Annotated in this window: 18 protein-coding genes; 7 read left to right on the forward strand and 11 right to left on the reverse strand. The window is 58.7% G+C overall.

Annotated features, from left to right (window positions below; genetic code table 11):
* Positions 1-1,247: 1,247 nt before the first annotated feature.
* The 3 genes from J3U87_RS24820 to J3U87_RS24830 all read left to right on the forward strand — a co-directional run bounded on the left by J3U87_RS24820 (position 1,248) and on the right by J3U87_RS24830 (position 4,141).
* Complete coding sequence (locus tag J3U87_RS24820; RefSeq protein ID WP_237378478.1) at positions 1,248-2,612, forward strand: AlkA N-terminal domain-containing protein; 1,365 nt, start codon at positions 1,248-1,250, stop codon at positions 2,610-2,612.
* Entirely contained in the window at positions 2,609-3,133 is a 525-nt protein-coding gene (locus J3U87_RS24825) for a methylated-DNA--[protein]-cysteine S-methyltransferase (protein WP_237378479.1), read from the forward strand. Before J3U87_RS24820 ends, J3U87_RS24825 begins: the two co-directional genes overlap by 4 nt.
* 213 nt (positions 3,134-3,346) lie before the next feature.
* Entirely contained in the window at positions 3,347-4,141 is a 795-nt protein-coding gene (locus J3U87_RS24830; protein WP_237378480.1) for an isocitrate lyase/PEP mutase family protein, read from the forward strand.
* 275 nt (positions 4,142-4,416) lie between these two features.
* On the opposite strand, the gene J3U87_RS24835 is transcribed toward J3U87_RS24830, so the two are convergent.
* Genes J3U87_RS24835 through J3U87_RS24845 form a run of 3 tightly spaced genes read right to left on the reverse strand, consistent with a single transcriptional unit; the run spans position 4,417 to position 7,120 of the window.
* Positions 4,417-5,961 (reverse strand): MFS transporter, encoded by a 1,545-nt coding sequence (locus tag J3U87_RS24835; RefSeq protein ID WP_237378481.1) that lies wholly within the window; start codon positions 5,959-5,961, stop codon positions 4,417-4,419.
* A gap of 3 nt (positions 5,962-5,964) precedes the next feature.
* Positions 5,965-6,423, reverse strand: coding sequence for a VOC family protein (locus J3U87_RS24840; RefSeq protein ID WP_237378482.1), 459 nt, complete (start codon positions 6,421-6,423; stop codon positions 5,965-5,967).
* Positions 6,424-6,445: 22 nt separating this feature from the next.
* Positions 6,446-7,120 carry an isochorismatase family protein gene (locus J3U87_RS24845; RefSeq protein ID WP_237378483.1) on the reverse strand — a complete coding sequence of 225 codons (675 nt, stop codon included), beginning with the start codon at positions 7,118-7,120 and terminating at the stop codon, positions 6,446-6,448.
* A gap of 196 nt (positions 7,121-7,316) precedes the next feature.
* Between J3U87_RS24845 and J3U87_RS24850 the strand changes: the two genes are divergently transcribed.
* Positions 7,317-8,204: a LysR family transcriptional regulator gene (locus J3U87_RS24850; protein ID WP_237378484.1), complete on the forward strand. Its 888-nt coding sequence runs from the start codon at positions 7,317-7,319 to the stop codon at positions 8,202-8,204.
* Positions 8,205-8,709: 505 nt separating this feature from the next.
* Here J3U87_RS24850 and J3U87_RS24855 read toward each other — a convergent pair.
* On the reverse strand, positions 8,710-9,306 hold the full coding sequence (locus J3U87_RS24855) for a pentapeptide repeat-containing protein (protein WP_237378485.1): 597 nt from the start codon (positions 9,304-9,306) through the stop codon (positions 8,710-8,712).
* 332 nt (positions 9,307-9,638) lie between these two features.
* Here J3U87_RS24855 and J3U87_RS24860 point away from each other — a divergent pair, with 332 nt between their 5' ends.
* Entirely contained in the window at positions 9,639-9,800 is a 162-nt protein-coding gene (locus tag J3U87_RS24860; protein ID WP_237378486.1) for a Uma2 family endonuclease, read from the forward strand.
* Positions 9,801-9,915: 115 nt separating this feature from the next.
* Here the strand turns inward: J3U87_RS24860 and J3U87_RS24865 are convergent, their stop codons facing one another.
* A complete protein-coding gene (locus J3U87_RS24865) occupies positions 9,916-11,256 on the reverse strand; it encodes a lipase family protein (RefSeq protein ID WP_237378487.1) in 1,341 nt (446 codons plus the stop codon).
* A gap of 365 nt (positions 11,257-11,621) precedes the next feature.
* A complete protein-coding gene (locus J3U87_RS24870) occupies positions 11,622-12,332 on the reverse strand; it encodes a hypothetical protein (protein ID WP_237378488.1) in 711 nt (236 codons plus the stop codon).
* Positions 12,333-12,849: 517 nt separating this feature from the next.
* Here J3U87_RS24870 and J3U87_RS24875 point away from each other — a divergent pair.
* Positions 12,850-13,491: an ECF-type sigma factor gene (locus J3U87_RS24875; protein WP_237378489.1), complete on the forward strand. Its 642-nt coding sequence runs from the start codon at positions 12,850-12,852 to the stop codon at positions 13,489-13,491.
* 20 nt (positions 13,492-13,511) lie between these two features.
* A complete protein-coding gene (locus tag J3U87_RS24880; protein ID WP_237378490.1) occupies positions 13,512-16,265 on the forward strand; it encodes a serine/threonine-protein kinase in 2,754 nt (917 codons plus the stop codon).
* A 39-nt stretch (positions 16,266-16,304) separates the two neighbouring features.
* Here J3U87_RS24880 and J3U87_RS24885 read toward each other — a convergent pair whose 3' ends face one another.
* The 5 genes from J3U87_RS24885 to J3U87_RS24905 form a co-directional block, all read right to left on the reverse strand.
* On the reverse strand, positions 16,305-17,651 hold the full coding sequence (locus J3U87_RS24885) for an ATP-binding protein (protein WP_237378491.1): 1,347 nt from the start codon (positions 17,649-17,651) through the stop codon (positions 16,305-16,307).
* Complete coding sequence (locus J3U87_RS24890) at positions 17,644-18,351, reverse strand: response regulator (protein WP_237378492.1); 708 nt, start codon at positions 18,349-18,351, stop codon at positions 17,644-17,646. Before J3U87_RS24890 ends, J3U87_RS24885 begins: the two co-directional genes overlap by 8 nt.
* 957 nt (positions 18,352-19,308) lie before the next feature.
* The gene (locus J3U87_RS24895; RefSeq protein ID WP_237378493.1) at positions 19,309-21,390 is read right to left on the reverse strand and encodes a flavin monoamine oxidase family protein; all 2,082 of its coding nucleotides are present in this window, start codon (positions 21,388-21,390) and stop codon (positions 19,309-19,311) included.
* 549 nt (positions 21,391-21,939) lie between these two features.
* Positions 21,940-23,478: a hypothetical protein gene (locus tag J3U87_RS24900; protein ID WP_237378494.1), complete on the reverse strand. Its 1,539-nt coding sequence runs from the start codon at positions 23,476-23,478 to the stop codon at positions 21,940-21,942.
* 9 nt (positions 23,479-23,487) lie between these two features.
* Positions 23,488-25,464 (reverse strand): leucine-rich repeat domain-containing protein, encoded by a 1,977-nt coding sequence (locus J3U87_RS24905; protein WP_237378495.1) that lies wholly within the window; start codon positions 25,462-25,464, stop codon positions 23,488-23,490.
* Between the last annotated feature and the right edge of the window lie 596 nt (positions 25,465-26,060).

The following is a 26,060-nucleotide window of genomic DNA, read 5'->3' on the forward strand; positions in this document are numbered from 1 at the left end:
ATACATCGGTGGGCGTCGGCTGGGGCTGATCGAACGAATCGAGCCCGAGCCGCACCGCGCGACGTAGATCCCGTAGGGCACACACTGTGCCATAGGGTTACTGGTTGGAACGGAAGGAGTTATCTGGTGAGGATGCGCGAGGTTGTCAGATTTATCGGTCAGGGGTGTTTTGAAAATGCTGACAGGGCCCGGTAGACCTGTTCATCCTTCCGCGATCGGGAGGTGACGAACTTGGAATGCTTGCCGATAGGCGATCAGATCTCCCTGTTCTCTCTTGAAACAAAGTGGTGTATTCAACCTGAGCTGGGTTTTGCCGTCGTCAAATTTTAATCAAGAAGGCAGGAATAATGGAAACCAGGAAAAGCAGGGCTATGATTCGATAGCAAATGCGGATCCTTTCCTGGTTTCCGATGTTCATGGGTTCCCGCTAAATTTTTCGGATGAACGACCCATGGCCCTTCGCCAGAAACCAGGTGGTCTGTTTCTTTCTCGAAATCGAGCTGGGTATGCCCGCTGGTTCGCGGCTCTTATGTAGCAGACCCTGTAAAGCTCGAAGATAAGGTTCAAAGTCTTTGGTGGAGCAAGTTCCGTTCGGAGCGCTCGAATGCCGAGAGATTCGTCGTGCCAGGTAGGGGCATCAGGGGCGGTAAGCCCGCCGGATGAACTTGTCGAAGTAATCCATGCGAGGAGTTCCAACCTATATTAATGTGCGGCGGGCAGGGCCGGTATGGCACGGCCGGAATGGCACGACGCCTCTCTCGTGAATGCGGGAACTCCCTAGCGATTGGCTTCGATTAGTTACCCACTTGAAACCCGGTGGTCCGGCACACCGGCCACCGGCAATCCGTGGTCCGGCACACCGGCCACCGGCAATCCGTGGTCCGGCACACCGGCCACCGGCCTGGGCGGCGACTCCGTGAGTTCCAGACCGCCTTGGATCACTTCCGAAATCCCTGGATCTTTTTCGAAGGGTTCCGAGCATGGGTCGAGAAAGTCGTTACGGTGCGGGCGCGATGGTAGCTGCCGGTCTTTCGAACCGTTCGCATGTGGAAAAGGAACCATTCGGGATCATTAGAATGATAGAGAAGGAAGGGAAGTCCATGTCGACGCGATCTTCCTACCGGAGACGGGGAACGGGTCACCACCGAGCGGGTCCAGCGAGTGGATGAAGGGTTCGGTTCCGAATCTGGCTAGTCCCGCCCTCGCGAGGGAGTATAGTCTTATCGAACCCTGTGATTGGAGGGACCATGCTCAGCGCCGAAACCTGTCGAAAGGCGAGGAAATCCCGCGATCCGCGGTTCGATGGCAAGTTCTTCATCGCGGTGAAGACCACGGGGATCTATTGCCGCTCGATCTGCCCGGTCATGAGCCCCAAAGAGGAAAACGTACGTTACTATCCCTCGGCCGTGGAAGCCGCGCAGGCCGGCTTTCGACCCTGCCTGCGATGCCGTCCCGACAGCGCGCCGGGCTCGCCGGTCTGGAATGGGGTGAATACGACTTTGGAACGGGCGATTCGGATGATTCATTCGGGATCCTTGCAGGACCAACCCGTGCCCGCTGTGGCTGCGCGATTGGGGGTCAGCGATCGCTATTTGCGGCGTCTCTTCCAAAAACACCTGGGGGTGTCGCCCAAGACCTTTGCGCTCTATCACCAATGTCTGTTCGCCAAACAGCTCCTGCACCAAACCCATTTGCCCATCCACCAAATCGCCCTGGCCAGTGGATTCAACAGTGTCCGCCGCTTCAATGACTGCTTTCAGAACCAGCTTGCATTGACCCCGACGCAGGTGCGCAGATCCGGGGCGGTTCGATCCCAGGAGCTTCGGCTTCACCTGTCCTACCGCCCGCCCTATGACTGGACCCACATGCGGAACTTTCTGCAGGCGCGGGCGATTCCCGAAATGGAATGGCTCGATGAGCGATCTTACGGTCGGACCTTTTCCTGGTCGGGTTGCCATGGGCACTTCACCGCCGAATGGGCGCGAGCGGAACACAAATTTCTCGTGACCATCGAGTGCGATGACCTGTCTCATTTCAAGCCGATCGTGCTCAATATCCGGCGCCTGCTCGATCTGGACGTAGACATCCAGTCGGTGGAAGACGACCTGCAGCAGGTCTTCGGGGACTCCCAGCCGGTGCGCAAGGGGCTGCGCTTACCGGGCTGTTGGAACATGTTCGAAGCGGGGGTTTGCGCCATTCTGAGCCAGCAGGCGACCGTCCCGGCAGCCGCAAACCCGGTGGCGAATCTGGTCCGTGAGCTGGGCAGGTCGTTGGGCGACAGGCGTTGGTTTCCAGCGCCCGAAGCCATTGCCGAAAGCGATCTCGCCTTTTTGAGCATCCCGAACGCACGCAGACGGACGCTCCAGGATTTTGCGCGACACTTCCGAAACCACGCCAATCCGGACGATCCCCAAACCTGGTCGATCCTGCGCGGCATCGGGCCCGGGACGGTCAAGGTGGCGCAAATGCGGGGCACGAGCCATCCGGATGTGTTTTTGGACGGCGATCTCGGGGTGGCCAGGGGAATGGCGCAACTGGACCAGCCGCTCGAGCCCCACGCGGCCTCTCCATGGCAAAGCTACTTAACCCTTCAGTTGTGGAGTTTGCAATGATGCACCGAGAGTTTTTGGCGTCCCCGGTTGGGGTGATCACCATCGAGGCTTCCGAGCTGGGGGTCACCCGGATTTCCCTTGGAAAGCCGCCCACGGATGCCCCGATGCCCAGTGACATCACCGGAATGGGCAGGCAACAGTTAGAGGCTTATTTCGCGGGCGAACGAACGCGGTTCGACCTGCCCCTCGACCTGCACGGCACAACCTTCCAGAGAAAAGTCTGGTCCTGTCTGTGTGCCATCCCCTTTGGCGAGGTTCGTTCCTACGGTGACATCGCCGCGATGATCGACAATCCCAAGGCTGTGCGGGCAGTTGGTGCGGCCAACGGCAGAAATCCAGTGGCCATTGTCGTGCCGTGCCATCGGGTGATCGGCGGTGACGGCACGCTGACCGGGTTTGCCGCGGGTATCGAGCGCAAGTCCTGGCTGCTGGCCCACGAGGGCGTGGCGGTAAAGCCCGTGAGACGTCGTCGCGTTTTCGATGCGGCAGACCTGGGTCAGGGAAACCTGTTCGGCGATTGAACGGCAAAACCACACCTTAATCTTGATCGGCAAATCGACGCTGGCCTGGTCTGCCGCGGGGATCGGGTATTCGTCCTGACTGCCTCACCCTGTGGGCGCGGCGGAAAAGCCCCCGAGGTCTCGACGCATGACCCATGCGGTAGATCTGGGTCAGGGGAAGTCTGTCCGACGATTGAACGGTAAATCGACACTTACACGAAATAGGAGGATTTTATGAACCAGCGAGTTCGGTTCCAGCAATTGCATCAAAAGGACGAGGTTTTGTTCCTGCCCAACGCGTGGGACTTATTGTCGGCGATCGTCCTGGAACAAACGGGCTTTAAAGCGATCGGCACCACCAGTTGGGGGATGGCCAACGCCATGGGTTTCAAAGATGGCGAGCGGGTCGGCTTCGACGATCTGTTGTCTTCGGTCGCAAAAATGGTCGCCGCCGTCGCGGTGCCGGTGACCGTCGATATCGAATCGGGTTATGGCGACGACGTAGCTGAGGTCGTGGAGAACGTGCTGAAGGTCGCCGGGCTGGGGGCCGCGGGCATCAATATCGAGGATTCGTTCAAACGAACCACCGGCCTTCGCGATCGGCGCGAACACGGTACTTGGCTATCGCGCATTCGAAGCGAACTGGACAAGCGTGGGTTCGCTGACTTTTTCATCAATGCCCGCATCGATACCTATTTCCAACTGGACAACCCCTTGGAAGAAACTATCGAACGGGCGCGCGAGTATGCCGCAGGTGGGGCCGACGGGATCTTCGTGCCGGGTGTCAGTGCTTTGGACGATATTGGCGAGATCGTGAGATCGGTAGACAAACCCCTCAATGTGATGTCTCTCCCGAACATGACGGAGGTAGCCGCCTTGGAGCGGATTGGGGTCAAGCGATTCAGCATCGGGAACGCGTTGTCGGATGCGACGGTGTCGTTCGTGGAGCGGCGGGCCCGTGCCATTTTCGAAACCCGAAACACGGCGGATTTGTATCTCGAATCGCGGGTACAGACTGTGTTTCAATGACCGCGTCGTGAACGGGACCGGTCGGAGGACCTCACCTGAAATCCTCCGGCATGCTCTCCGGTCAGGCTGGAAGTACGCGGTGCAGGCGTGTACGCCGTCCTCATGTCATCCAAGCGACCCTTGCCGCTCATCTTTCGACGCTTCGTGTGAAACGGTGGGCGGGTTTCCCAAGCCCTGGCGAGAAGGGTTACGCGATGTCGATAGGGGTCGCTCTTTCGCCCCTATCGGAAGCGTCGTGTTTTCGGATCCCGCCGGGGGATAGGCCTTCACCATTGTCAGGAAATCGCTTCGTGCGTGCTGCACCGCTCTTCGAGGTCGGGACACCAGGGCAGGGCACAGTCCGGAGTCCAGGCGTCCGGTGCCGCCTCGGCGGCCTTCTCGGCCTCCACCATCGCTTTCGAGGGGAGGGGCCACACGAACGACACTGCCAGGATTGCCACGAAAACCAGCACGGCGAAGGCGTTGCTGTAGGCGATGGCCTGTCCGCTGTAGAGCGGGTTCCACGCGTTGGCGGCCGTGCTGTCGACGGCGATCAGCGACGAGAACAGCGCGGCGCCCAGACTGCCGCCGATGAAGAACACCATCGTGTTCATGCTGAGGGCGGAGGCCAGCGCGGTGGGCCGCACGATGATCGAAATGATGGCCGCGATCGGCGTGTTCAGGAGGGCGAAACCGGAACCCAGCAGGCCGGCTACCACGGCGATGGCCAAGGGCGAAGCTCCGGAAAGGAACGTCATGGCGACCATCGCGGCCAGCATGCTCAGGGCGCCCAACCGGGTGGGCAGACGCGGCCCGACGCGGTCGACCAGGCGCCCGGCGAGCACGCCGCATAGGGCGGTGCCCATCGCCTCGGGCAGCATCACCAATCCGATTGCGAAGGTGCCGAGGCCGTTCTGGCTCGCCAGCATGAGCGGGAAGCCGATCAGGGCGGCCAGGTTCACCAGCGCCGCCAGAAATCCCAGCGTGACGAGACGCAGGTAGCGCGCGTGGTAGACCAGCTCCCTCGGGATGAAGGGATCGGGTGCCGAACGTTGCCGCAGGACCAGCCCCGCCAGGCCCTGCACGCTGAAGAACACCGCGACCAGAACTTGGGGATCCGACGCGCCCGCCTGGTTGACACGAGAAACGGCGAACAACAGGCCGGTGATGAAGAGTGCCATGCACCCACCGCCGATCCAATCGAAGGGACCTTCGGTTCGCGTCTCGTCGCGAGGCAACAGGCGCCAGGCCACCGGGAACACCGTGATGACCAGGGCACTCATGCCGAAGAACGCGTTCCAGCGCAGCAGGTTGGAAAGGACGCCCGCGACCAGCGGACCCACCGCCGCGCCCAGCCCCAGGGTGGCGCTGGTGGCACCGAGCACCAGCCCGCGTTTTTCCGCGGGGAAGGCTCGACTGGCGAGGGTCATGCCCAGTCCGGGAAAGGCGGCACCTCCGGCGGCCTGAAGAATGCGCGCGGCCAACATCGAGGCGAAGTTGGGTGCGAATGCACAGGATACGGAGCCGATCGAGAACAGCAGGATGCCCGCGAGGAAGAGCGGCCGGGCGCCGAGCTTGTCCGACAACCGGCCGTAGAACGGGATCGCGATCCCGTAGGTCAGCAGATACCCGCTCATCACCCAACTGAGCGGTCCCGTGTCGATCGAGAACGCCTGGCTCATCGCCGGCAGGATGACGGTGACACCGGAAGAGTTGAGCACCCCGAAGAAGAGCGCCGCACTCACGACGAGCACGACGCCGAGATTGCCTTCTTCGGGGGCCGTGCCCTCGGACCGGTCGATGGGCCGTGCCTTCCGGGCGGCCGAAGGTTTGGTGTTCATGGCTCAGGGATGCGCGTGATAGGCGTCGATGTCGTCGCCGGGCGTCATCAGCCTGGATGCGGGATCGTCACCCGGGTACTCGTCGAACTCGATCACGTTGCGGTCGGGATCGCGCACGAACAGCGAGTTCATGTCCTTGAAGGAGAACCGGCCCGTGATCGCGATCTGGTGTTTGGCCAGGAAGGCCTCCAGGTCGGCGAGCGATTTGACCTTCAGCGCCATGTGCGTGTAGCCCGCGTACTTGGGTGACACGTCCATCAGGATGTTGGTCTCGCTCGGCACGGTGGCCGGGCCCAGCAGGTTGAGCACGATACCCGAGGGATGGCGCATCATGATGGGATGGCCTTTTTCGAAGCCGGTATCGACGATCAGTTCAAAGCCCAGCAGTTCGTAGAATGTCGTGGCCCGCGCCTTCTCTTTGACGCGGATGCCGATATGGTCGATTTTCTCGATGGCGATCATGTCCGTCACTCCTTGTCGCGGGTTACTGCCAACCCTTGTCCGGGTCCATTTTGAAGAGGTACTCGAGGAAGATGCGCGTCGTTTCCTTCTCCGTGTCCTTGCGGGCGTGGTCCCGTTGCAGCTCGGCCAGAACCACGTTCCAGGTGAGCGCCTTGACGCCGGCCTGGATCATGCGCCGCATGCCGTTGTCGTGAGCCATTTGGGAGATGCTGCCGATCGTGTCTTCCGGTACATGGACATCGTAGCCGTTCCGGGCGGCCTCGATCGCCGGATAGGCCAGGCACACGTCCGTCCAGAGCCCGCCCATGATCAGTTTTTTGCGACCGGTGGCCTCGACCGCCGCCACGAATTCCTTTTCTTCCCAGGCGTTGACGTTGGTGCGATCGACGATCACGGCGTCGGGTGCCAGCTTGGTGAGTTCTTCGAGGAACGGCTGGGCGCCGGTAAGGCCCACGCCCACGTGGGAAAAAATGATCGGCAGGCCGAAATGCACCGCCGATTTGACCAGGCCGGTGGCGTTGTTGACCAGCTCCTCGTGGTCGATGTTGCGCACGCCCATCATGATGTGCGCCTGGTAATCGATGAGCACCAATGCGGCATTGGTGGGTGAGATGAAAGGGTCCTCTACCGGGGCACGGTGTGGGGTACCGGAATAACCCTCGGGGTATTGGGCGATGCCGTTCACGGTCTTGATCATGGTGACTCCTCTTGCCTTGGTGGCGGTCGTTCTGCGGGGAGCTTCGCGAAGCGGTCACCGAGCGCGAGCCGCATCTCGGTTCGGTCTTCGCCGGGTCCACTCTCCCGGTCCGTTCTGTTTTGCCTATGATGCGTCGTTCCGAAACTGGTGACTAGTGTGTGAAAATGGAATACATTGTTCTATGAAAGGAACGGCTGTGAACGATCTCAACGACATGCTCATTTTTGCGAAGGTGGCCGAACTCAGCGGGATCTCGCCCGCCGCGCGGGCGCTACGGATGCCCAAATCCAAGGTCAGCCGGCGCATGGCCACCCTCGAGGAGGCCTTGGGGGTGCGTTTGCTCGAGCGCAGCACGCGCTCGGTGCACCTGACCGAAGCGGGTCAGATCTATTACCGGCACTGCAAGCGCATCGTGGAAGAGGCGAACAGCGCTCGGGAATCGCTGAGCCAATTGCTGGAGACGCCGCGCGGCCATTTGCGCATCAACGCTTCGGTGGCGATCGGGCAACATCTGCTCGGGCCACATCTGGGCGAATTCTTGGCGAAGTACCCGGAAATCGAGCTCGAGGTGCATTTGGAGAATCGGCGTGTCGACCTGATCGCCGAAGGATACGATGCGGTGGTGCGGCTTGGTGATTTGGGCGATTCGGCCTTGATCAACACGCGGTTGGGCGGGGATCGCGCCGCCTTGTTCGCCGCGCCCGCGTACCTGGCCCGTGCCGGCACCCCGCGAATCCTGGCCGACTTGGCGGGCCACCGCTTTCTGGTGATGGGCGATTCGCCCAAGTACAATCAGTGGGTGTTGGTGGATGGCGACGGGCGCCAGGAGACGGTCGAGGTGGTGCCGTTCGCGGTCTTGAACGACTTGACGATGATCCGCCAATTGGCCATCGACGGCGGCGGGATCGCCATGCTGCCGAGCTACCTCAGTCGTGAGCCGGTGCGTTCGGGCGACCTGGTGCGGATCCTGTCGCCCTGGTGTTCGCCGACCTTTTGGTTTTACGCGGTGTATCCCAGTCACCGTGGGGCGACCCTGAAGCTCAAGGCTTGGCTGGATTTCTATCGGGACAAGCTGATGGGGTGAAGGTGGGTGTGGGGCCGTGCATGGCTTGATTTCGTGACTGGGGAATTTTCACCACAAAGTTCACGGAGTTCGCGGAGGTAACACAAGAAATAAGATTTCGGAGATTTTGGTGCAAGCGTGTTCAGGCGTTTGAGTTATGGAGGGAGATCGTGTTGGGTTTGTATTGGTTGGGTTATATTCGCTTTTTCGAGTAATGGAGGTTATGGAACTTCAGGCAATTAAACGGGAACCTAAATGGGATCAAATATTCCATAAGTCTAGTCAGTTCCATCTTCGTGGCCTCTGTGAACTTTGTGGTAAAAAAATTCCCATCATACTATGAAGCACGAACCTCCATCCTCAGATTGGACTTGCCGGATTGGACCTAGAAAATATGCCGTTAGGATCTAAAAAACGGAAGGCTCACTAATAAAACGTCACAATGGTGTTATGAATTAACTCTCCATGAACTCTGTGGCCTTTGTGGTAAAAAAATCCCCCTCATACTATGAAGCACGAGCCTCCATCAATTGATGTCGATGCCCAGCATGTACAGCAACGACATGGCCTCCGGCATCGAAAAGTGCGCCTTCTTGATCTTGTTGCGGGTGACGTCGATGCGGTAATTCTTGGCATCGCGCAGATCGGCACCCGTCAAGTTGGTCTGGTCGAATTCACTGTCAGTGAAATCGGTGTGGGTCAAATCGGCCTCGCTCAGATCGGCCTCGCGAAAGTCGGCGTTCCTGGCCATGCACCCGTGGATGCGGGTCTGCTTGAGGTTCATGCCGAAAAACGAAGCGTAGTCGAGCATGCAGTTGCTGAACGTCACCGGGCAATAGAGCCGGATTTCGGGTGTGGAGACCGCCGACCAATTCACCCCGCGCAGCGATGATGCCTCGAAGTGGGTATTGGAGAAAGTGCAGCCGTCGAGCTTGATCATGCCCAGGGTGCAATCGTGGAAGCGGCAGTCGACGAACCCGCATTTGAAAAAGGTGGTTTCGGTGAAATTGCAATTCGTGAACAGGCACTCCACGAATCGCTTTTCGTTGAACTCTTCGTAGGAAAGGTCTTCGTTTTCAAACTGTTGACTCTCGAATTTTTCGAGCGAACGATCAAGCGTCATGGGTCGTGCTCCAGGTAGTGTTCCGGCCAGTGGGCACGCTGGCTGTGCTCCGCCGATACCATGGCCGGCCTCCATCATCGGTGTTGCGATCAGGCGTTGTCTTCGACCAGGGGAATGGCGCGCCCGAAACAGAAAGGGAGAGCTATCGTGCTCCGATCATAGACGTTCCTGGTGGGCTTGTCGATGGGATGCCCTGTGGCAAAGATCGAAGATGGGATAATATTTATTTTCGAGTAAAAATGATTTTTTGAAGAAAATAATAATTATATTAAATACTCACGACGCATGTGAAGGGTATATGCTGTAGATAACCAACATCTCTTGGGGAGGCCGTGCCTTCGTACTGGATCGTCGACCCCGATCTCGACCGTATCGAAACGTTTCACCTCGAGGGGGCCGGCTACCAATCCGCCGGGGTTTTTGCCGCGCCTGAAACGATGCGACCACCCGAATTCCCCGAGCTGGAACTTGCCTTGGACCGCATCTTCGCGTGATCGGCAGGCCCGTTGTCTTCAACCTGCGATCCAAATTCACCCGGTCGACGATTGCACCCATGGCTTCCGGTCGTAAAACCGGTGCGGGAAACGTGCATCGCGACCGGGCGAGCGCTCAGGATTCTTGTTCGATTTGGGTCATCCGTGCCACGAGCTCCTGAATGCCCAGACTATAGAAATAGACCGTCACATGCTGGTAGCCTGCTTGGCCCAAAAAGGAAAGCAAGCCGCTGAATTGCTGTTGAAGCCAGGCCAGGAAATCGTTGATGTTCGGGAAGCTGGTTTCGCCCACCCGTAAGCTACCCGCACCCAAGGTGCTCAAATCGGCCGCGGTGTTTTCCTGTTGCATGCGGGCGGTGATTTCCGATTGGGGGACGTCAAACGCCGCCTCGCCCCATTTCTGTTTCAGTTTGGCGATGACCGCTTTGACATAAGCCTCGGCGATATCCAGCGTGATGCCGGACAAATGTTTCTTCAGAATCCCGGTCACCGTATCCTGGACCAGGTCCAGCAGCAGCGAGGAAAGGGGTGTCGGTGCAAACACCATGTCCAGGTTGACCTGGCTGGGGAGCCCTGGCATTTCTGCGTTGATCTGGGTATAGCCGTTACCCGCCGCAGCGGACGAAGCCAAGGCGACGAACCCGTTGATGAGCAGGTTGGGCGCAAGAAACGGGCTGTAGAGATTCGAGGCCTGAGCCAACAGACTCAGGTTCCAGGCGTGCGGCACGATGTCCAACGAATTCCAAATGCGGTTGGTGCGCAGGCCGAGCTGCTGGGAATAGTAGGTGGCGAAATCGGCGTCGCCGAGGGTTGCGCCGGCCGAGGGAACGGCCGCAACCACGGCTTTGCCGTCGGGGTTCCAGGTGGCTTGGGTGTCGAACAGGGCGAGTGCTGTGCCCGCCGAGAGGGCGCCGCCCAGGCTGTGGCCGGTGACGGTCACGTTCATCGTGCCGCTGGCTTGCGCGACCTGTTGCTCGAGAAAATCCTGAACCGTCAGACCTTGGTCCTGCATGGTCCACAGGATGTTCACGCCGACGGCGGTGCCTTTGGAAATGCGCGGTTCAAGCCCTGCCGGTGCGGTGCCGTACGGCCAGGGCACCGTTTCGCGCACAGAAAAGTCTTCCACGAACCAGCCGAACCAGGAGATGGGGTTGGTGCCGGCGGTGGCCACCACGTAATCCTGGCTGTCGTTGCGTTGGGCGACGAACATCAGGTTGTCGACCACGACTTTTTTGTCGGGTTGCGAAGGATCGGCGCTGTTGGAGAAGATGACGGGACCCCAAACCAGGTCCCATTGACCGATCATGGCTTGAACGGTGTTGTCGGCGAGCGTATCACCGATGCGTTGTCGTGCGAGGGTTTGCAGGGCATCGTACGTGTCGATTACCGAGGACACGGCGTTGGAAAGAAAGTTCAGTGACATGACCTGTTGTAGGGTGTCGAAGGTAGGGTTCATGATCCGTCCTTTGATGAAAAATTTCAGAACAGGACGAGGGGTAGGTAAGTTTTAAATTTACCCGTGGCGATGAATTGACTTGGGATGGATTCATTATACGGGAAAATTTGGCTCGTCGCGGGAAATACCTCCGTTATTTTCAATGATGGAAAGGTGCTTCCCGTGACCGAAGGGCGTTGGCCAAATCTCTCGAAAACGTGAGTGCCTCGCTTTTGGGAAAGGCCACCTTCGGGTACGGAGCATGCGACAACGAGCGGTCGAAAAAAACGACCGCTCGTCCCTGTTTCGGGTTTCCCTTCTCCGCGTCGATCATTACCCTGGCAGGTCGTGCAGTGACGCGTTTCAAAGGGACTTCGTTTTGTGGATTACCAGCAGTTGTTCATGTAAGTTCTGGCGTTGTTGAAGTTGATCCAAGCGTCCATGGCGGGGTTGAGAACCGGTTGGGCCTCCTGGCAGTTATCGCGGTTCAAGGCGTTGTTGGCCGCGATCCAGCCTTTGTAGGCGTTGTTGTAGGCTTTGCCCAACTTATCCTTGGCATCGGCGACGTCGGGATTGGCCGCGCAGGCCGCATCGCGGGCCGGACCCGCGAAGATCTCCGCCACGGCCAGGTACAGATAGGCGTGATCCGCCTGAGAAGAGCTTCGGCAGGCGTTCCAGGCGCTGTAGGCCAAGCCTTTGGCCACGCCCGTGTTGGTGACGCCGTCTTGAGCTTCGGCACAGGCTTGTGCGTTGCAGCCGCTGATGGCTTGCAATACGCCGTTCGCCGTCAACCCGGCCTTCAACACGTCGAAATCCGGTTGAAGCGCGTTGATTTCCCGAGTGATCGCTTCTCTCAGCGCGACCAGCCCTTCTTGGAACTCCGGATCCAGGGTGTCGTAATCGGCCATGATGTCGAGGTACTCTTCGGCCATGTTTGTGGCGATCGCTTTTTGTTGGGCTTTCAGCGACGCGTATGTGCCTTCCAGATTTTCGACCGTATCGAAATCGGCGGCCATGGCGAAGCAGGTGAGACAAAGGACGGGAACGATTTTCATCAGCTTGTTGAACTTGTTGAGCTTGTTGAACTTGTCGAACATGGTGACTCCATTCATTTGTAAGTTTGGTTCCGAGCGGAGAAATCCCACGAAGTCCCTGCCCGAGCGCGATCGGATCGGTGGGCACAGGGATGCCGTGATCCAGGCGATCCTTGGATTCGCTTGCGGCAAGCCCCGCCGAGCCCTGCTCGAGGCATGAAAGGTTCGAAGACGTTCTCCGAAATTCAGGGAGATGATCGAGGAAAACCAGCACGAGAACAGGGGTCTCGTTTGGCCTTGCGACGATCGAAAAAGGCGTATTTATCTGACTAGCCAAGCCGCAAAACGAAATGCTACCCTTGTGTCGATCGATAAAGTTACGCGTCTGAGTTTTTTTTCGACTTCGATAGTCGCTTCCCCATGGCGACAGCACCAACGTTACGATCGAATTTTTGCGTTTGGATACTGTCTTCTTGCTTGATCAAGCGAAATTGACGAGGTCCAGCGGACAAGTTTTTCCGGCATTTGCTCAAAAAAAATGCCTGGATGGGTTAACTTCACCTTTTGGAGTCGGTTACGGATGGCCGTCAATTCGGAGGATGCCTTGAATGGTGTGGATGCGGGTGTCGCGCGGGAAGAGTGGCAGCAGTTCCAAGGTGAGATCACCCACTTGCTACGCACCTGGAGCGAAGGGGACCGCGAAGCACTGAACCAGTTGATGCCACTGGTTTATCGGGACTTGTGGTTGATCGCCAAATCCCGTTTGAGGCATGAGAACCCGGACCACACCTTGCAGCCGACAGCCCTGGTCAACGAGGTGTTCCTGCGCTTGACGGAGAGTCGGCATCTTGAATTTCACAATCGGGCCATGTTCTTCAAGTTCACGGGACGCATGATGCGCCATATTTTGGTGGATCACGCACGTCATCGCCGTTCCCATAAAAAGGGCGGCGCGTATCGGCACGTGGAGCTGACCCGAGATCTGGAAAACGGTCTCGAACAGGACACGCCATCCGACCCGAACATGCTGATTTCCCTGGATTCGGCGCTGCGACGCCTCGAGCAAGTCGATCCGCAGAAGTGTGCGATCGTCGAATTGCGTTTTTTCGTCGGCTTGGAGTTCAAGGAGATTGCCGAGCTCCTCGACGCATCGTCCAAAACGATTCAGCGCAAATGGCAGGCGGCGAGTATGTGGTTGGCCAAGGCTCTGTCGGGGAGTTGAGCCCGACGAGGAGGACTTCGGTGGAACTGTCTTTTCTGAAGCGGGTCGACGAATTGGTGGAAGCTGCGTTGGCCTTGGAGGCATCGGCGCGTCCCGCCTTTCTCGACGAGGCCTGTGGGGACGACGCCGCCCTGCGCCTGGAGGTCGAGGCGGTTCTGTCGGCCGACATGGATCGGGTCGATTTTCTGAAACGACCGATCCTTCGGGGGCTGAACCCGAGCAACGTCGGTGCGGGACAGTCGGTCGGCCCTTACCGATTGACGAGAAAATTGGGCGAAGGCGGTATGGGTGCGGTGTTCCTGGCGGAACAGACGAATGGCGTCTCGCGTCAGGTGGCCATCAAGTTCACCCACATGGTGTTCCAAGCCGAGCAGCGGTTGCGGTTCATGCTGGAACAGCGCGTGTTGGCGCGTTTGCAGCACAGTTACATCGCGCGCTACTACGACGGTGGTGTCACCGACGATCGCTATCCGTATTTCGTGATGGAGTACGTGGACGGCCTGCCGATCACCACCTATTGCGATCGAAACCGACTTTCCCTCGAAAAGCGAATACAACTCTTCGGAAAAGTGTGTGATGCGGTGAGTCACGCGCATCTCGAGGGCATCGTTCACCGCGATCTCAAACCTTCCAACATTCTGGTCACCGAGGAATCCGGCGATCCCATACCCAAGATCATCGATTTCGGCATCGCCAAAACGCTCGAGACGGATCACGAAATGACCCGCACGGGCGATGTGAAGGGCACCATTCGTTACATGAGTCCGGAGCAGGCGGGTCACGGCGAAAAGAGCGGCGTCGATCAGCGCGCCGACGTCTACGCCTTGGGTACGGTGTTTTATGAACTGCTCACCGGCCGGACGCCTCACGACTGGGCGGCCGCCGTGCCCGCGTCGCGCAGGTTGCAGGATCTCCGTGAGAAGGAACCCGGTCTTCCCAGTAATACGGTCGCCCATTTCGATGAGGATCGGCGGAACCGATGGGCGGCGGAGCGGTCGGGTTCGGCGACGAAACTGGTGAAGGCCATTCGGGGCGATTTGGACTGGATTTGTATGCGTGCCTTGGAGAAGGATCCGGAGCGCCGCTATCGTTCACCGGCCGACTTGGGCGAGGACCTGCTTTGCCATGCCCGCGACGAATCGGTGAGCGCCGGTCCGCCCTACTGGTCCTACCGGCTTTTCAAGTGGATCAGGCGCCATCGACCCGCGGTGGTCGTAGCCGGCCTGTTGGCCCTCGTGTTGTTTCTGTTGCCGCTGAGTTTCTACCTGGCCAAGGCCCAGGAGCAGCGCCAAACCGCACTGGAACGGGATCGGGCCGAGCGTGCCTTGTTCCGGGCGGAATCGATCAGTCAACTGCTGCTCAGGGTGTTTCAGATGTCGGATCGCTATCAGCCGGGCAAGCAGGAGCCTACGGTTCGCGACATGCTGGATCGGGCCATCGAGGGCATTCGGGTGGATATCGAGGATCCCGTCACCCAGGCGACGCTTTACATCTCGCTGGGCATGACCTACTCCAGTTTGGACGATCACGAAAAGGCCGAGGAGCTGTTGACCCAAAGTGTGACCCTGTTTCGCGAACAGGCGGATCGCGAACCGGAAAAACTGGCCCATGCCCTGACGGGCTTGGGATGGAGTCGGTTTTTGCGCGGCGAATACGAGGAAGCGAAGTGCCTGGCCGAGGAAGGCCGGGTGCTGCTCGACGGATTGCCCGACGCGAACAAGGCTTTACTTGAATTCAATCACGGCGCGATGACCGCGATATTGGTGCGAATGGGCGATTATCGTCGCGCCGAGGCCTACGCCCAAAGTGCGCTCCATCTGTGCTTGGCCGAAAAAGGGTCCCAGCACCCGGTCTACGGCTCGCGGCTCAACGATTTGGCGGTGACCACCCTACAGTTGGGCAAGTACGTCGAAGCCGACCCGATGATGCGCGAAGCCCTGGACGTGAATTACCAACGTCTGGGCCCGCAGCACCCGCTGGTGGCGGTGACCCACGCCAATCTAGGCACCATCTTTTTGAAGCGCGGCCTCTATCTGGCTGCCGCCGACCATTATGCCGAGGCGGTTGACATCGCACGTCAATCCTTCGGAAAACAGCATTACGCCATGGCCATCTATCTCAAATCGCTCGGGTTGTGTGTCGACAACCTGGGGCGCCCGGACGAGGCGGAGGCCCTGTATCGCAAAGCCATCGCGATCGGGGAGCAAAGCCTCGGGCTCGCCCACCCGGAACAAGGGGTGCTCGTCAACTGCCTGGCCGTTCTCTGTTACGCCCAAAAGCGTTACGAGGAAGCGGAACCGCTTTTCCGACAAACGCTGGAACTCTACCAAACGGGCGGCCATCTCGGCCATCCCGGATTCTCCAAGTCCCTGGACGGCTTGGGCATGGTCCTCCTAGAAACCGATCGACCGGAGCAGGCAAAAGCGTTTTTGGAGCGGGCCAAGAATCTGCGCATCGAAAAGCGCGGTGAGGATCATCCCTCGGTGGCGGTCAGTCTGCGGCATCTCGGCGCCTACTATTTGGAAGTGGCGCACATGACGGAGGCCGAGGACCATTTGCGGCGCGCTTTGGATATCGAGATGCGCGCCCTGCGCGAGGATCATCCCGCCATCGGCAAGACCCTGCTCGTGTTGGCGGAGTTCCATCGGGCCAAGGGCGACCTGGCGGAGAGCCGCAAATGTGCGGCTCGTGCTGCTCTCCTTTTCGAGAAAGCCTACGGGCCATCGCACCGACTCACCCGGGAAGCGCGGGACCTGGGGCAACCGAGGTCCTGATCCGCTCGCCTCGGGCGGTCTTTTCGCGGGCGATGTCTTCTATTTGGGCGGTTCGGGATGGACGCCGGATCTTTGTGGATCGGCATCTCCCTGATCGGGCCATGTCAAACGCAGGCCCGCACCGCCCAGCGGGCTGTCCAAAATACGGGCGTTGCCGCGATGGGCTTCCATGATCCGCTCGACGATGGCCATCCCGAGCCCGAACCCGCCGCTGGATCGGGAGCGGCTCTCGTCCACGCAGGCAAACGGGGCGAAGATCCGTTCGCGGTCGTCGACGGGAATGCCCGGACCGTCGTCGTTGACCTGGATGTGAACCTCACCGGCTTCGACCGCGGCGTGAATTGCGATGGTTTTGGCGCCGTACTTTTGGGCATTGCGGATCAGGTTGCTCAAGGCTCGTTGCAGCAGGCTCGGATTGCCGTGGCAGGGGAGCGGTGACGTCGGCGCGAATCCAATGGGAATGGCCGGCTCGATCTGTTGCAGGCGTTCCACGGTTTGTTGGATCGTGTCGCGCAAATCCATCGGCCCCAGGGGCACTTTTTCCCGTGAAAAGGTGAGCTTGGCCCAGCCCAGCATTTCGTTCGAAAGATGTTCCAGATCGTCCACGTCGCTCTGCATGTTGGCGACGAAGGTTTCCAGCAGTTCGGGAAGCTCCAGGTCTTCCGCCATGTCGAGGGTCAGCCGCAATCGGGCCAGGGGTGTGCGTACCTCGTGGGAGATGGCGTGGGTCATGACTTCCTGGTGGGTTCGGGCGCGCTGGAGTTGGTGAGCCATCGTGTTGAAGGCGTTGCCCAGTTCCGCGATGGCGGTGGGACCGCCCTTTTTCACCCGAGCGCCGAGGTCGCCCTCGCCGAAAATCCGTGCGGCCTCGGTGAGGTTTTGCAGTCGCAGGACAATCGGCCAAAGAAGGAAAAAGATCGCGATGGCCGTGCAGGTGAACAGGCTGCCCAGGACCGTGGCCTCGTAAGCGAGCTCCGGTTTGTCGTAGTAGTCGCCAAGCGTGAAGTGCACCACGTGGTTCGGGTCCAGGTCGTTTTGGTACATTTCCAGGGTGTCGTCCCAGAAGCCGATTTCCACGCGCCAGACCGGGTTCCCCGCAGCGAGGTCCCGCCGTTCTTCGGCACTCAGATCCAAGGAAGCCAGAGGTTTGAGGGATGCGTGGTACAGCAGTTCCGAACTCTCACGCTCCAAGGCCGCCTTGCGTTTCGCGAAATCGGGGATGGCCAGTTCTTCATGGAGTGCTCGCGCCGTGGTCTCGGTGAGCACCTTGTTCTCCCACTCCAGAAATTCGGTGTAGGGGCGATCCAGCAGCAGGTCGGCGATCCACGCCGCGAGCAAGATGGTCAAAATCATGGCCAGATAGAGGCGAACGAACAAATTAGCCATAGGGACCCGCACTGAAAAGGTACCCTTTGCCGCGCACCGTCTTGATGAAGCGGTAGGGCGCCGTCGCGTCGTCGAGTTTTTTGCGCAGCACCGAGATGCGCATGTCGATCGCGCGGTCGAAATTTTGGTAGTGGCCGCCTTTGAGCGCGGCGTAGATTTCGTCTCTGGGGATGACTTCACCGGCACGGCGTGCGAGCAGCCAGAGCAGTTCGAATTCGGCTTCGGTGAGCTGCAGGGGCGCGCCGTCGAGCAGTGCCTCGCGTTGGCCGACGGCCAGGCGCAAATCGCCGAAGACCAGGTCTGGCGGACCCTGTGCCGCGATTTGGGTGGTGGCCGGGGCCGAGGCGCGCCGAAGCAGGGCGCGGATGCGGGCCTCCAGGACCCTTTTGCGAAAGGGTTTGGTCAAGTAGTCGTCGATGCCCAGGTCGAGCGCGCTGATTTCGTTGACGTCCGCCTGGCTGGCGGTCAGCATGAGAATGGGACCGGCGTAGGTGGGACGAACTCGGCGGCACACTTCCATGCCGTCGTAGCCTGGCAGCATCAGGTCGAGAACGACCAGGTCCGGGGTGTGTTCGTGGATCGCCTGCAGGCCGGCGGGCCCATTTTTTTCCCAATGGACTTGGAACCCCTTTCCCTCGAGAAAGAATTTCAGCAAGCCGCCCATGCGTTCGTCGTCTTCGACCAGGACCAAATGCGTCAAGGAAGTCTCCGTGTTGTCGTCGGTGTTCGTTCTGGCGATCGAACAGGCCTCGATTGCGTTTTGTCGTGTGTGCCGCGTCGGGTATTGTACCCCGAGTTGACGGGGAGAGGCCTCCGGCGATCACCCGGGCCAGATCGGTTCAAAGGCCGCTGTGCGTGCCTTTTCCCAATGCCTTCAGCCATGGTCCACGCCATGTAGTTCCCGGAACGAGAGTGAGACGTCGGGCAGGGCCGGTAAGGCAGGGCCGGTAAGGCATGGCCGGTAAGGCAGGGCCGGTAAGGCCGCCGGCCCGACCAATCGAAACAACCCAAGCAACGACAATCAATTGCGCAAAAGAGCGAAGCCGATAACTTCCCTCGTCACGCCCAACGAAGGCGCAGGGCCCATAATCCCCGCATCATGAGAGGGGCGTCAGGCCTGTAGGTGGAGCAGCCTGCTCCACCAATCGAAGCAACCCCTTCATTGGTAACAGGTTACAGCATCGAGCGTAGCCCTAGTCTCCACTAGCTCTCCGTTTGTTGAAGTACCATCGTTCCCGGTTCCCGCATCACGAGGGAGACGTCGAGCCTGTAGGTTGGCCCGCTGGGCCGACGCGTCGAAGTAACTCAGGAAACAGAAGTGGGTTACGCCAAGGAGCGAAGCCGATAACTTCCCTCGTCACGCCGCAACGAAGTCGCATGGCCCATAATCCCCGCATCTCGAGAGCGACGTAAGGCCTGTAGGTGGAGCAGCCTGCTCCACCAATCGAAGCACGTGTCCTAAAACCAATCATTTGGCCTAACAGCGAAGCGGCTGACTTCCCAAGCCCGAAAAACAGGCTTCGCCTGCGCGTACTGCGCCCATGAAATGGCCTGCCCCAACCAAGCGAAACAGCCGAAACCCGACACATCAAAGCGAGCCCATCCAGGCGATCACCCGGCTTGGAACCAAACCGGGGCGATCCTGGCTGGGCACGCCTCAGGGTTGCTCGATGGGCAGCGCCTTGGCCATCGAGGGCTCGCCGAAGTTGTTGAACACGAATCCGGTTCCCGCGAGCATTTGGTTGTCGCTGGTGGCGACGATCGCCGCATCCTGGGGGATGGGCCCCTCGAAAATGTCGCTCAGGACCTTGGCGAAGGGGCGATTGTCGGTCAGTTCGATGGTCGCCGCGTCGTGGGCACCCTGCTCGTTGTGGAGCGACAAGGTCACCCGGGTCACGCCGCTCGCCTGCGGTGCGGTCAGCACGATGGCGGCGTTCTCGCTACCTGGCACGTACCCGAAAAGCAATTGTCGCGACAACTCTTCCGCGTTGACGGCCCCGGTTTGAGCGGGAGATCGGCCGCTGGCGGCGCCGCGGTTGAACGTCAGGAACGAGGCGTGTACGTCGGGGTCCGGAGAGGAGACCGCGAGGCTGTAACCGGTCAACTCGGCAAAGATGTCGCCACTCTCGGCGGCGTAAAGGCCGTTGGCGGGAACCTCGACGTCGATGGCGCGCGAGGTTTGGTCCTGATCTCGAGGCACCGCGGTCAACTGCACCGAAACGGGATGGTCGTTGTGGTTGAAAATGGCGACCCGACTGGTCCAATCCTCGTTGTTCACCACCCAGGGGATCACTTGGCGCAGGGTCTTGAGCGGCGGCAGGGCGCTGATGCGATCGGCTTCCCGAATACCCGACATGTAGGCTCCGTGCACGGTGGCGGAGTGGGTGCGGTGGGTCGCCTCGCCCGCGAAAAAGACCTTGTTCTCGAGCGGTGCGGCCAGTGTTTCGCGATCCTGGCTGCTGCTGCCGAGTCGATGATAGGAGTAGGAACCCAGGGTGTAGGGGTTCGAATCCCAACGGGTGACCAGGTAGCCGTCGGGTTCGGGGAACGCGGGATCGTAGCTTTCGCGAATGGTGGCCAGCACGCGGCCGACCATTTGCGCGTCGGTTTCGCTTTCGATACGGCGCGCGAAATCCGCATAGGTGAACGCGAGCAGGGTGTTGGTGCCGGTGATGTGGCGCATGTTGAGCAGCGCCAGTTCTTCGTTCTTTTCGGCGCTCATGTAGGCGACGTTCTCGGTGGTGAACGGCCAGGGGGTGGCCGCGTCGTAATGCAGCACGATTTTGTTGAGGACGCCCATGCCCAGGCGCTCCATGCTTTGCAGCTTGCTGGCCGGCAGCGCGGGCGTGAATTGGATGCCGCCGGATTTCAGGACACCCAGGGAAACGGTGACCACCGCGTAGTCCGCGTGAAAGGTGCCCTGGTTGGTGGTGACGGCAACGCCGGAGCCGGCGTAATCCACGGCGCTGACCCAATGACCGGTGCGAATGTCCAGGCCTTTGGCCAGCGGCTCGATCAGTTGATGATAGCCGCCGGGGAAGACGACTTCGTCGCCCGGGAACTGTTCTGCATCGCGATAGGCCAGAAGGGAGACGTCGTCGAGATTGGCGGCGATCCCGCCGGTGATGTTGCTGGCGACCAGGAAGTCGAAGATGCGTCGCTCGCGCGGTGTCAGATCTTCACCTTCGATCGCCATGTTGAACGCCTGCTGGATGGTCACGTCGTTTTCGAGTGTGAAGGCAAGCATGAAGACCCGCTCCAGGACCCCTTGGAACTCGCTTTCGAAACGCGCCAATTCTGCATCGGTGATCGGGGTGCCGTCGGCCTCGAAGGCGCGGGCGTCTTCATCATCGGTTGCGTGGCGCTGCACGCCATGGGTGTCGGCGAGTGCGGTGAGCGGGTTGCCGTCGATGCCGTGAATCCAGGAAGCGCCCAGATCCATGGGCACGCCGAGGTCGTTGTTGGTGTAGACGCGGCCACCGATGCGGTCGGAGCCTTCGAGCACGGTGACGGTGTAGCCGCGATCGTGTAGCGCATCGGCCGCGGAGAGGCCGGCCATGCCGGCGCCGATGACGATGACCCGTCCTTCGCGTTTGGCGTCTGGTTTGGGCTCGGCGCTGCTCGGCCGACCGCCGAAGAGGGCGAGAAACGATACGGACAGGAGAACCAGGGCAAAGGTGAAGGCGCCGCGCTTCCTCGCGTTGCGCCGTATCGGTGGAATGTCTGTTTGGGGTCGCATGATTACCTCCGGAACGAATTTCGGAGTCGGTAGGGTGTCTCTGAGTCGTGCTGGGAACCGCTCCGCGACCTGAAAAGTACGCCGCAACCCCAAATGTCTCAAGATGGCTTACAAACTCTTACGAACGGCGCTGTGCCACCACGCGCGCAGGGCCCTGCCGGTGATAGTCATGCACAAGGTATTTGGTTGTCGCTAGTTGTGTGTGTCTGTCTCGCGTCGGAGATCGAGGAAGCCAATTCGGGGTCGGTTCAACCCGAGCTGGATCTTGCCGTCGCCGAAATGAATCACGAAGCCAGGAAGAGAGGAAACCGGAAAGTGCCGCGCGAGGCGAACCGAGTGTGCATCCATTCCTGGTTTCCGTCGTTCCTGGGTTCCTGCTTGATTGCCCGGATGAGACGCCCGCTCCCATTGGAATCCTCATGGCGAGAAATCGTCGTGACAGGTGGGTGCAACGCGTTTTGTTTATGTGGCTTGTGGTTGACGCAAAAGCACTGATAATAGAAATGATTGTCCGGAAAAGGAACTCCCGGTTTCCTGGTTATCGGTGAATCAGGGAGGGCAGGCTTGAAACTGTCCCATATCCAGCTCTTGCCCAGAAGGAGTGTAAGTAACGTACCTTTCAGAGGGCTGACAAGCGATATTTTGGGTCGCGAGAGAAAAGCGTGTGTCCGAATCCTGAGTCGAGTCGCGGTTCGTGAGATATCCAGTGCAACTGAGAATGATGTCGGCGGCCTGCCCATTGGCTGGGTGGTTCAAAATAAAGCTGAAATGAATGTCGAATCCAACGGGGTGGCCGGCGCCGAGGTACATGACCTCGGCACCTTTTGCCAACCAGACACCCTCAACTTGGACTAAATCCGAAGTGTCGGTATAGGGCGCCGAAAACAGATCGTTGCCATCGACCTGGCCAGAAAAGGCACCCGCGACCAGGAGCACGGTTTCCGCACGACCGGAAATATGTGCTGCGCCAAGGGGTTCGCCTTGATCATCTACGGAGACCTGAAAACCCATATCATGGGTTGTGGGGATCCTTAGTCGGAAACGCGAGTATTTGTGTACCCCACGGCCTTGGCCACATATGGAATGGGCCACGAAGTTGCCGCCGGCAGTAACCCAGGGAGTGTCATCAGAGCAGGTCGATACATAAACCGGCTCTGCGTTCGATATGTGCGTATCACAGTCGAAGGAGAATCCGCGGCCGATAAAAATACCTTCCGGGAGAGGTGTCCCATTCCATCCGGACAACTGCAGGGGAAAGACTCTCCCTTGGGGAAACGTCGCGGGTGACGAGATTGTCTGTAGCTCATCCAAGGGCCCTCTCCAAGCGGTCGGATTCAAATTCAAACCGGACACACTCTGGGGCTCGGGTAAGGCGCGCAGTGTGGAATTACTCAGATTCGTGCAGAGCATCAGGCTCACTGCATCCGGATAATCATGTTCCATAACTTCCAGGTTCCGGGTGGCGAATGGAAGATTGGCGAGACCATCTGCAAATGCATCATGATGTCTTTCCCAGCCTTCACTTGCAGGAACTCCCAAGACCATTTCCACGGCATGTTCCGGGGATGGCGGTTTCAATGCATCACCGATGCGAAGCCACGTCGAAGAAGAGTGCGAAACGCGAAACCAAATGCTGTCTTCGCCGGCGACCCACCGAACCACACTCAACGTATCTCCAGGAGCGGCGACGGTCATCTCGGGTGACTGGCCCGAATATCGAAGCATCAAGGGTAGGTACACCTCAGCCAAATCCAAGCCGATCCGATCCGCTTCGGCTTGATTGACTTCCGTGCGGCACAACCGCGCCTTTTTCTGCAATTGGAATTTCAAATAGATGGGTGTTTCAGGGCTGGCCGAAGAAAAATCGTCAGCTTCGAAGGAGAAAAAGATGATTCCATTTTGTTCGCAGGAGCCAGCTATGAACACTGGGTTTACGGTTTGGCGCATTTTTATTCCTGCATGTATTCGACTTGGTTGACTCACCATCATGATGGCGCATATCCAGGTCAATATCCCCGATAGGGGAATTTTCGACATGTTGCCGATTCTGGCCTTCATCTTTGTCGACGATTTCGTCTCGAGTATCATGGTTTTTCCTCATTCACATTCAAGTGGGTATTGCGGCAACAGATGAGCGCCATCGCGCTGTAGCGATATCATGTCTAGAACCGAATACCCTCCTTGTTCCGCCCACCTGGCTATTGTGGTCACAAAGGGTCGATCGCCTTGCCGCTGGTAGTTCAATGTGGCGTTGAATTGGTCGGCTCTGGCCTGCAAGATACTCAGTTGCTCGCAGGCTCTCGAGTTCAAGTAGTTCTCTTCGAGTAGGATGCGGTCCTCGGACGAATCTCCCACGGCAGGATTGTCGGCCAATGGAACCAAGTCGCGGATGCGATTGCCGAACAGTTCCAACACCCTCAAATGCGGCAGCTCATCGAGATCTTCGAGGGACGTAATTTTGTTGTTCCCAGCCAGCAGTGTATGGAGATTCGAGAATTCGGCCAGACCTGTCAACTGGCGTACACCCTGGCCACTGACGTCGATAGCATCGACCAAAGGGGCCTCCTCGAAATCCAAAACTCCGTTTTGGTTTAAATCAAAATGAGAAAGCAAGTACGTACGCAGAGCCGAGTCTTGAATGACGACGCTCTGGCAACGTTCGAATCGGCCACGCTCGGGCCATGGGATTTGGGGGGATCTGAAGAACTGGGTGCCACACCATGCCGGTTGTTCCGATCCTTGGAAGTCCGGGTCCAAATCGGTCGTCGTTTCGCGCATTACCGGTCTTGCCTCCAATCGGAAATAGGGGGTATCGGAAAAGTCGAGGTGGGGAGTCCACATGACACAGGCGAGCGTGCCTTCCAGGGCTTCAGGTGAGTCTTGGCTGCGGTAGCGGACTTCCACGGACTTTGCCAGGTATTGTCCCTCGTCTCCGATGATGGGGCCCTCCGAATAGGGAGCGCTTATGTCCAACGAGCTGGTCAACGACTCAGGATCGACCAAAAAGGTCCCTTCGCGGCCGGAGGCACTGAAGCCGTCGATGAGGTTTTGGTTTTCATCGACGAGAACGCGAAATCCCGATTGTTCTGCGCTTCCCAAGGTCAACCTGAGGCGGGTTCCACTCTTGATGGGTCTGCTGGAAAGGTCCGTAACCCTGAATTGTGCGTCGTGTCGAAGGGAATAAAGCCCGAAATCATCTTGATTTTCGGGACACATTTCGACACTTTGAGAGCTTATGGCGGTCAATTCGAGTTCCGCACCGAGTGGAGAATCAATCAACTGGCCGAGCGAAGTATCTGGTCCACCATCAATCTCCAGCTCCGGACCCAGGTCGATATAGAAAGAGGTGGTGATGCCGATAGTCTGTTGGTCAAAAAAGGTAAAATTTGCAAATTCCAGTGACGCATCTGTCGAAGGACTCGTGGTGGACAAGGTACTGTCTTTCGGATTCACGCAGAGCAATGTAGATAGCGTGTCACCTTTTCCCATATGCTCCAGGTCGCGAACGGGTGCCGGAAGATTCGCGTTTTCCTCGCGGAAGTGGGGCTCGGTGATCAACCAATGGGTGGCGGCGGCCAGCCCGAGGTCGATCCGAACAGGATGTTCGGCTGTTGGGCTCTGTGGACCATTGGGGCCATTGATCCAACTTGTGGAGGACCATCGGATGGCCAGCCAGACTTCACTCTCGTTTTTTCGCCACCGAATGATGGAGACCGAATCGGCAGGAGCATGGATGCCATAACCGGCCCCGCGTGTTGCAAGCTGGATGGGCAGATAGATCGGGCGATGGATCAATGGCCACGAGGGTTGGTCGATATCCACAAGAGTGTGGTTCAATCTACTTCCCTTGGTGAAAGAAATACGGAGATAGATCGGCGCCTCGGGGGAGGCAGCGGCGAAGTCGTCACCAGAGATCTCGAAGATCATAGGTGAAACCGGATTGTGGCTGTGGTCCGAGAAAAAATTTGGAATTTGGGTGTGAACTCGGAATTCGGAATAGGCATCCAGGCCCCATGAAAGGAGACTCAGGGCAAAGAGGAGATGAAATTGAACGATTCGGGGAAAGGGTTTCATAAGAAACTACCTCGATACTCGGGAGTAGTTTTGTCGAAATGCCCAAAAGGCCTTTCGGTTGGGAGACCTTGGATAGGCAAGAGTGAACAAGCAAATGTCGCGATCGATTTGTCTGCAAGCCGTGGGTAATCCAACATTCCGAATTAAGATGAGGCCTGGCTGCAGGGGGAACCTCACTTCCAAGACGCTACCGTTGGATCCATTTCTGTGGACGCCTCGGTTATGCTGTGAATTATATGTCTTTTTGGTGTCTTTGTGGCGTCTTTCGTGTGTCTTTATGCGTTTTTTTATTCGTTGACCACTGGGTTCGTTGAAAGTTCAATGGCTTCAGATCTTTGAAGAAAGCGTACACAGCATGCTCGATTCAAGGATTTGTGAATACCTGCACCAGGTAGGGGATCGAGAGATTCGGGGTCGGTTCAACCCGGGCGGGGTCTTGCCGGCGCCGAAATGAATCACGAAGCCAGGAAGGGAGGAAGCCGGAAAGTGCCGCCCGAGGCGAACCGAATGCGCATCCATTCCTGGTTTCCGTCGTTCCTGGGTTCCTGCTTGATTGTCCGGATGAGGCGCCAACCTCCCATCCAATTGGAGATCTC

The sequence above is a fragment of the Sulfidibacter corallicola genome (assembly GCF_017498545.1).
In the GTDB taxonomy this organism is placed as follows: Bacteria; Acidobacteriota; Holophagae; order Acanthopleuribacterales; family Acanthopleuribacteraceae; genus Sulfidibacter; species Sulfidibacter corallicola.

What these genes read in the sequence shown, in the direction of transcription:
- J3U87_RS24820 (WP_237378478.1), top strand. Translation starts at nt 1,248, where the DNA reads ATGCTCAGCGCCGAAACCTGTCGAAAGGCGAGGAAATCCCGCGATCCG.
- J3U87_RS24825 (WP_237378479.1), top strand. Translation starts at nt 2,609, where the DNA reads ATGATGCACCGAGAGTTTTTGGCGTCCCCGGTTGGGGTGATCACCATC.
- J3U87_RS24830 (WP_237378480.1), top strand. Translation starts at nt 3,347, where the DNA reads ATGAACCAGCGAGTTCGGTTCCAGCAATTGCATCAAAAGGACGAGGTT.
- J3U87_RS24835 (WP_237378481.1), bottom strand. Translation starts at nt 5,961, where the DNA reads ATGAACACCAAACCTTCGGCCGCCCGGAAGGCACGGCCCATCGACCGG.
- J3U87_RS24840 (WP_237378482.1), bottom strand. Translation starts at nt 6,423, where the DNA reads ATGATCGCCATCGAGAAAATCGACCATATCGGCATCCGCGTCAAAGAG.
- J3U87_RS24845 (WP_237378483.1), bottom strand. Translation starts at nt 7,120, where the DNA reads ATGATCAAGACCGTGAACGGCATCGCCCAATACCCCGAGGGTTATTCC.
- J3U87_RS24855 (WP_237378485.1), bottom strand. Translation starts at nt 9,306, where the DNA reads ATGACGCTTGATCGTTCGCTCGAAAAATTCGAGAGTCAACAGTTTGAA.
- J3U87_RS24865 (WP_237378487.1), bottom strand. Translation starts at nt 11,256, where the DNA reads ATGAACCCTACCTTCGACACCCTACAACAGGTCATGTCACTGAACTTT.
- J3U87_RS24870 (WP_237378488.1), bottom strand. Translation starts at nt 12,332, where the DNA reads ATGTTCGACAAGTTCAACAAGCTCAACAAGTTCAACAAGCTGATGAAA.
- J3U87_RS24875 (WP_237378489.1), top strand. Translation starts at nt 12,850, where the DNA reads ATGGCCGTCAATTCGGAGGATGCCTTGAATGGTGTGGATGCGGGTGTC.
- J3U87_RS24885 (WP_237378491.1), bottom strand. Translation starts at nt 17,651, where the DNA reads ATGGCTAATTTGTTCGTTCGCCTCTATCTGGCCATGATTTTGACCATC.
- J3U87_RS24895 (WP_237378493.1), bottom strand. Translation starts at nt 21,390, where the DNA reads ATGCGACCCCAAACAGACATTCCACCGATACGGCGCAACGCGAGGAAG.
- J3U87_RS24900 (WP_237378494.1), bottom strand. Translation starts at nt 23,478, where the DNA reads ATGATACTCGAGACGAAATCGTCGACAAAGATGAAGGCCAGAATCGGC.
- J3U87_RS24905 (WP_237378495.1), bottom strand. Translation starts at nt 25,464, where the DNA reads ATGAAACCCTTTCCCCGAATCGTTCAATTTCATCTCCTCTTTGCCCTG.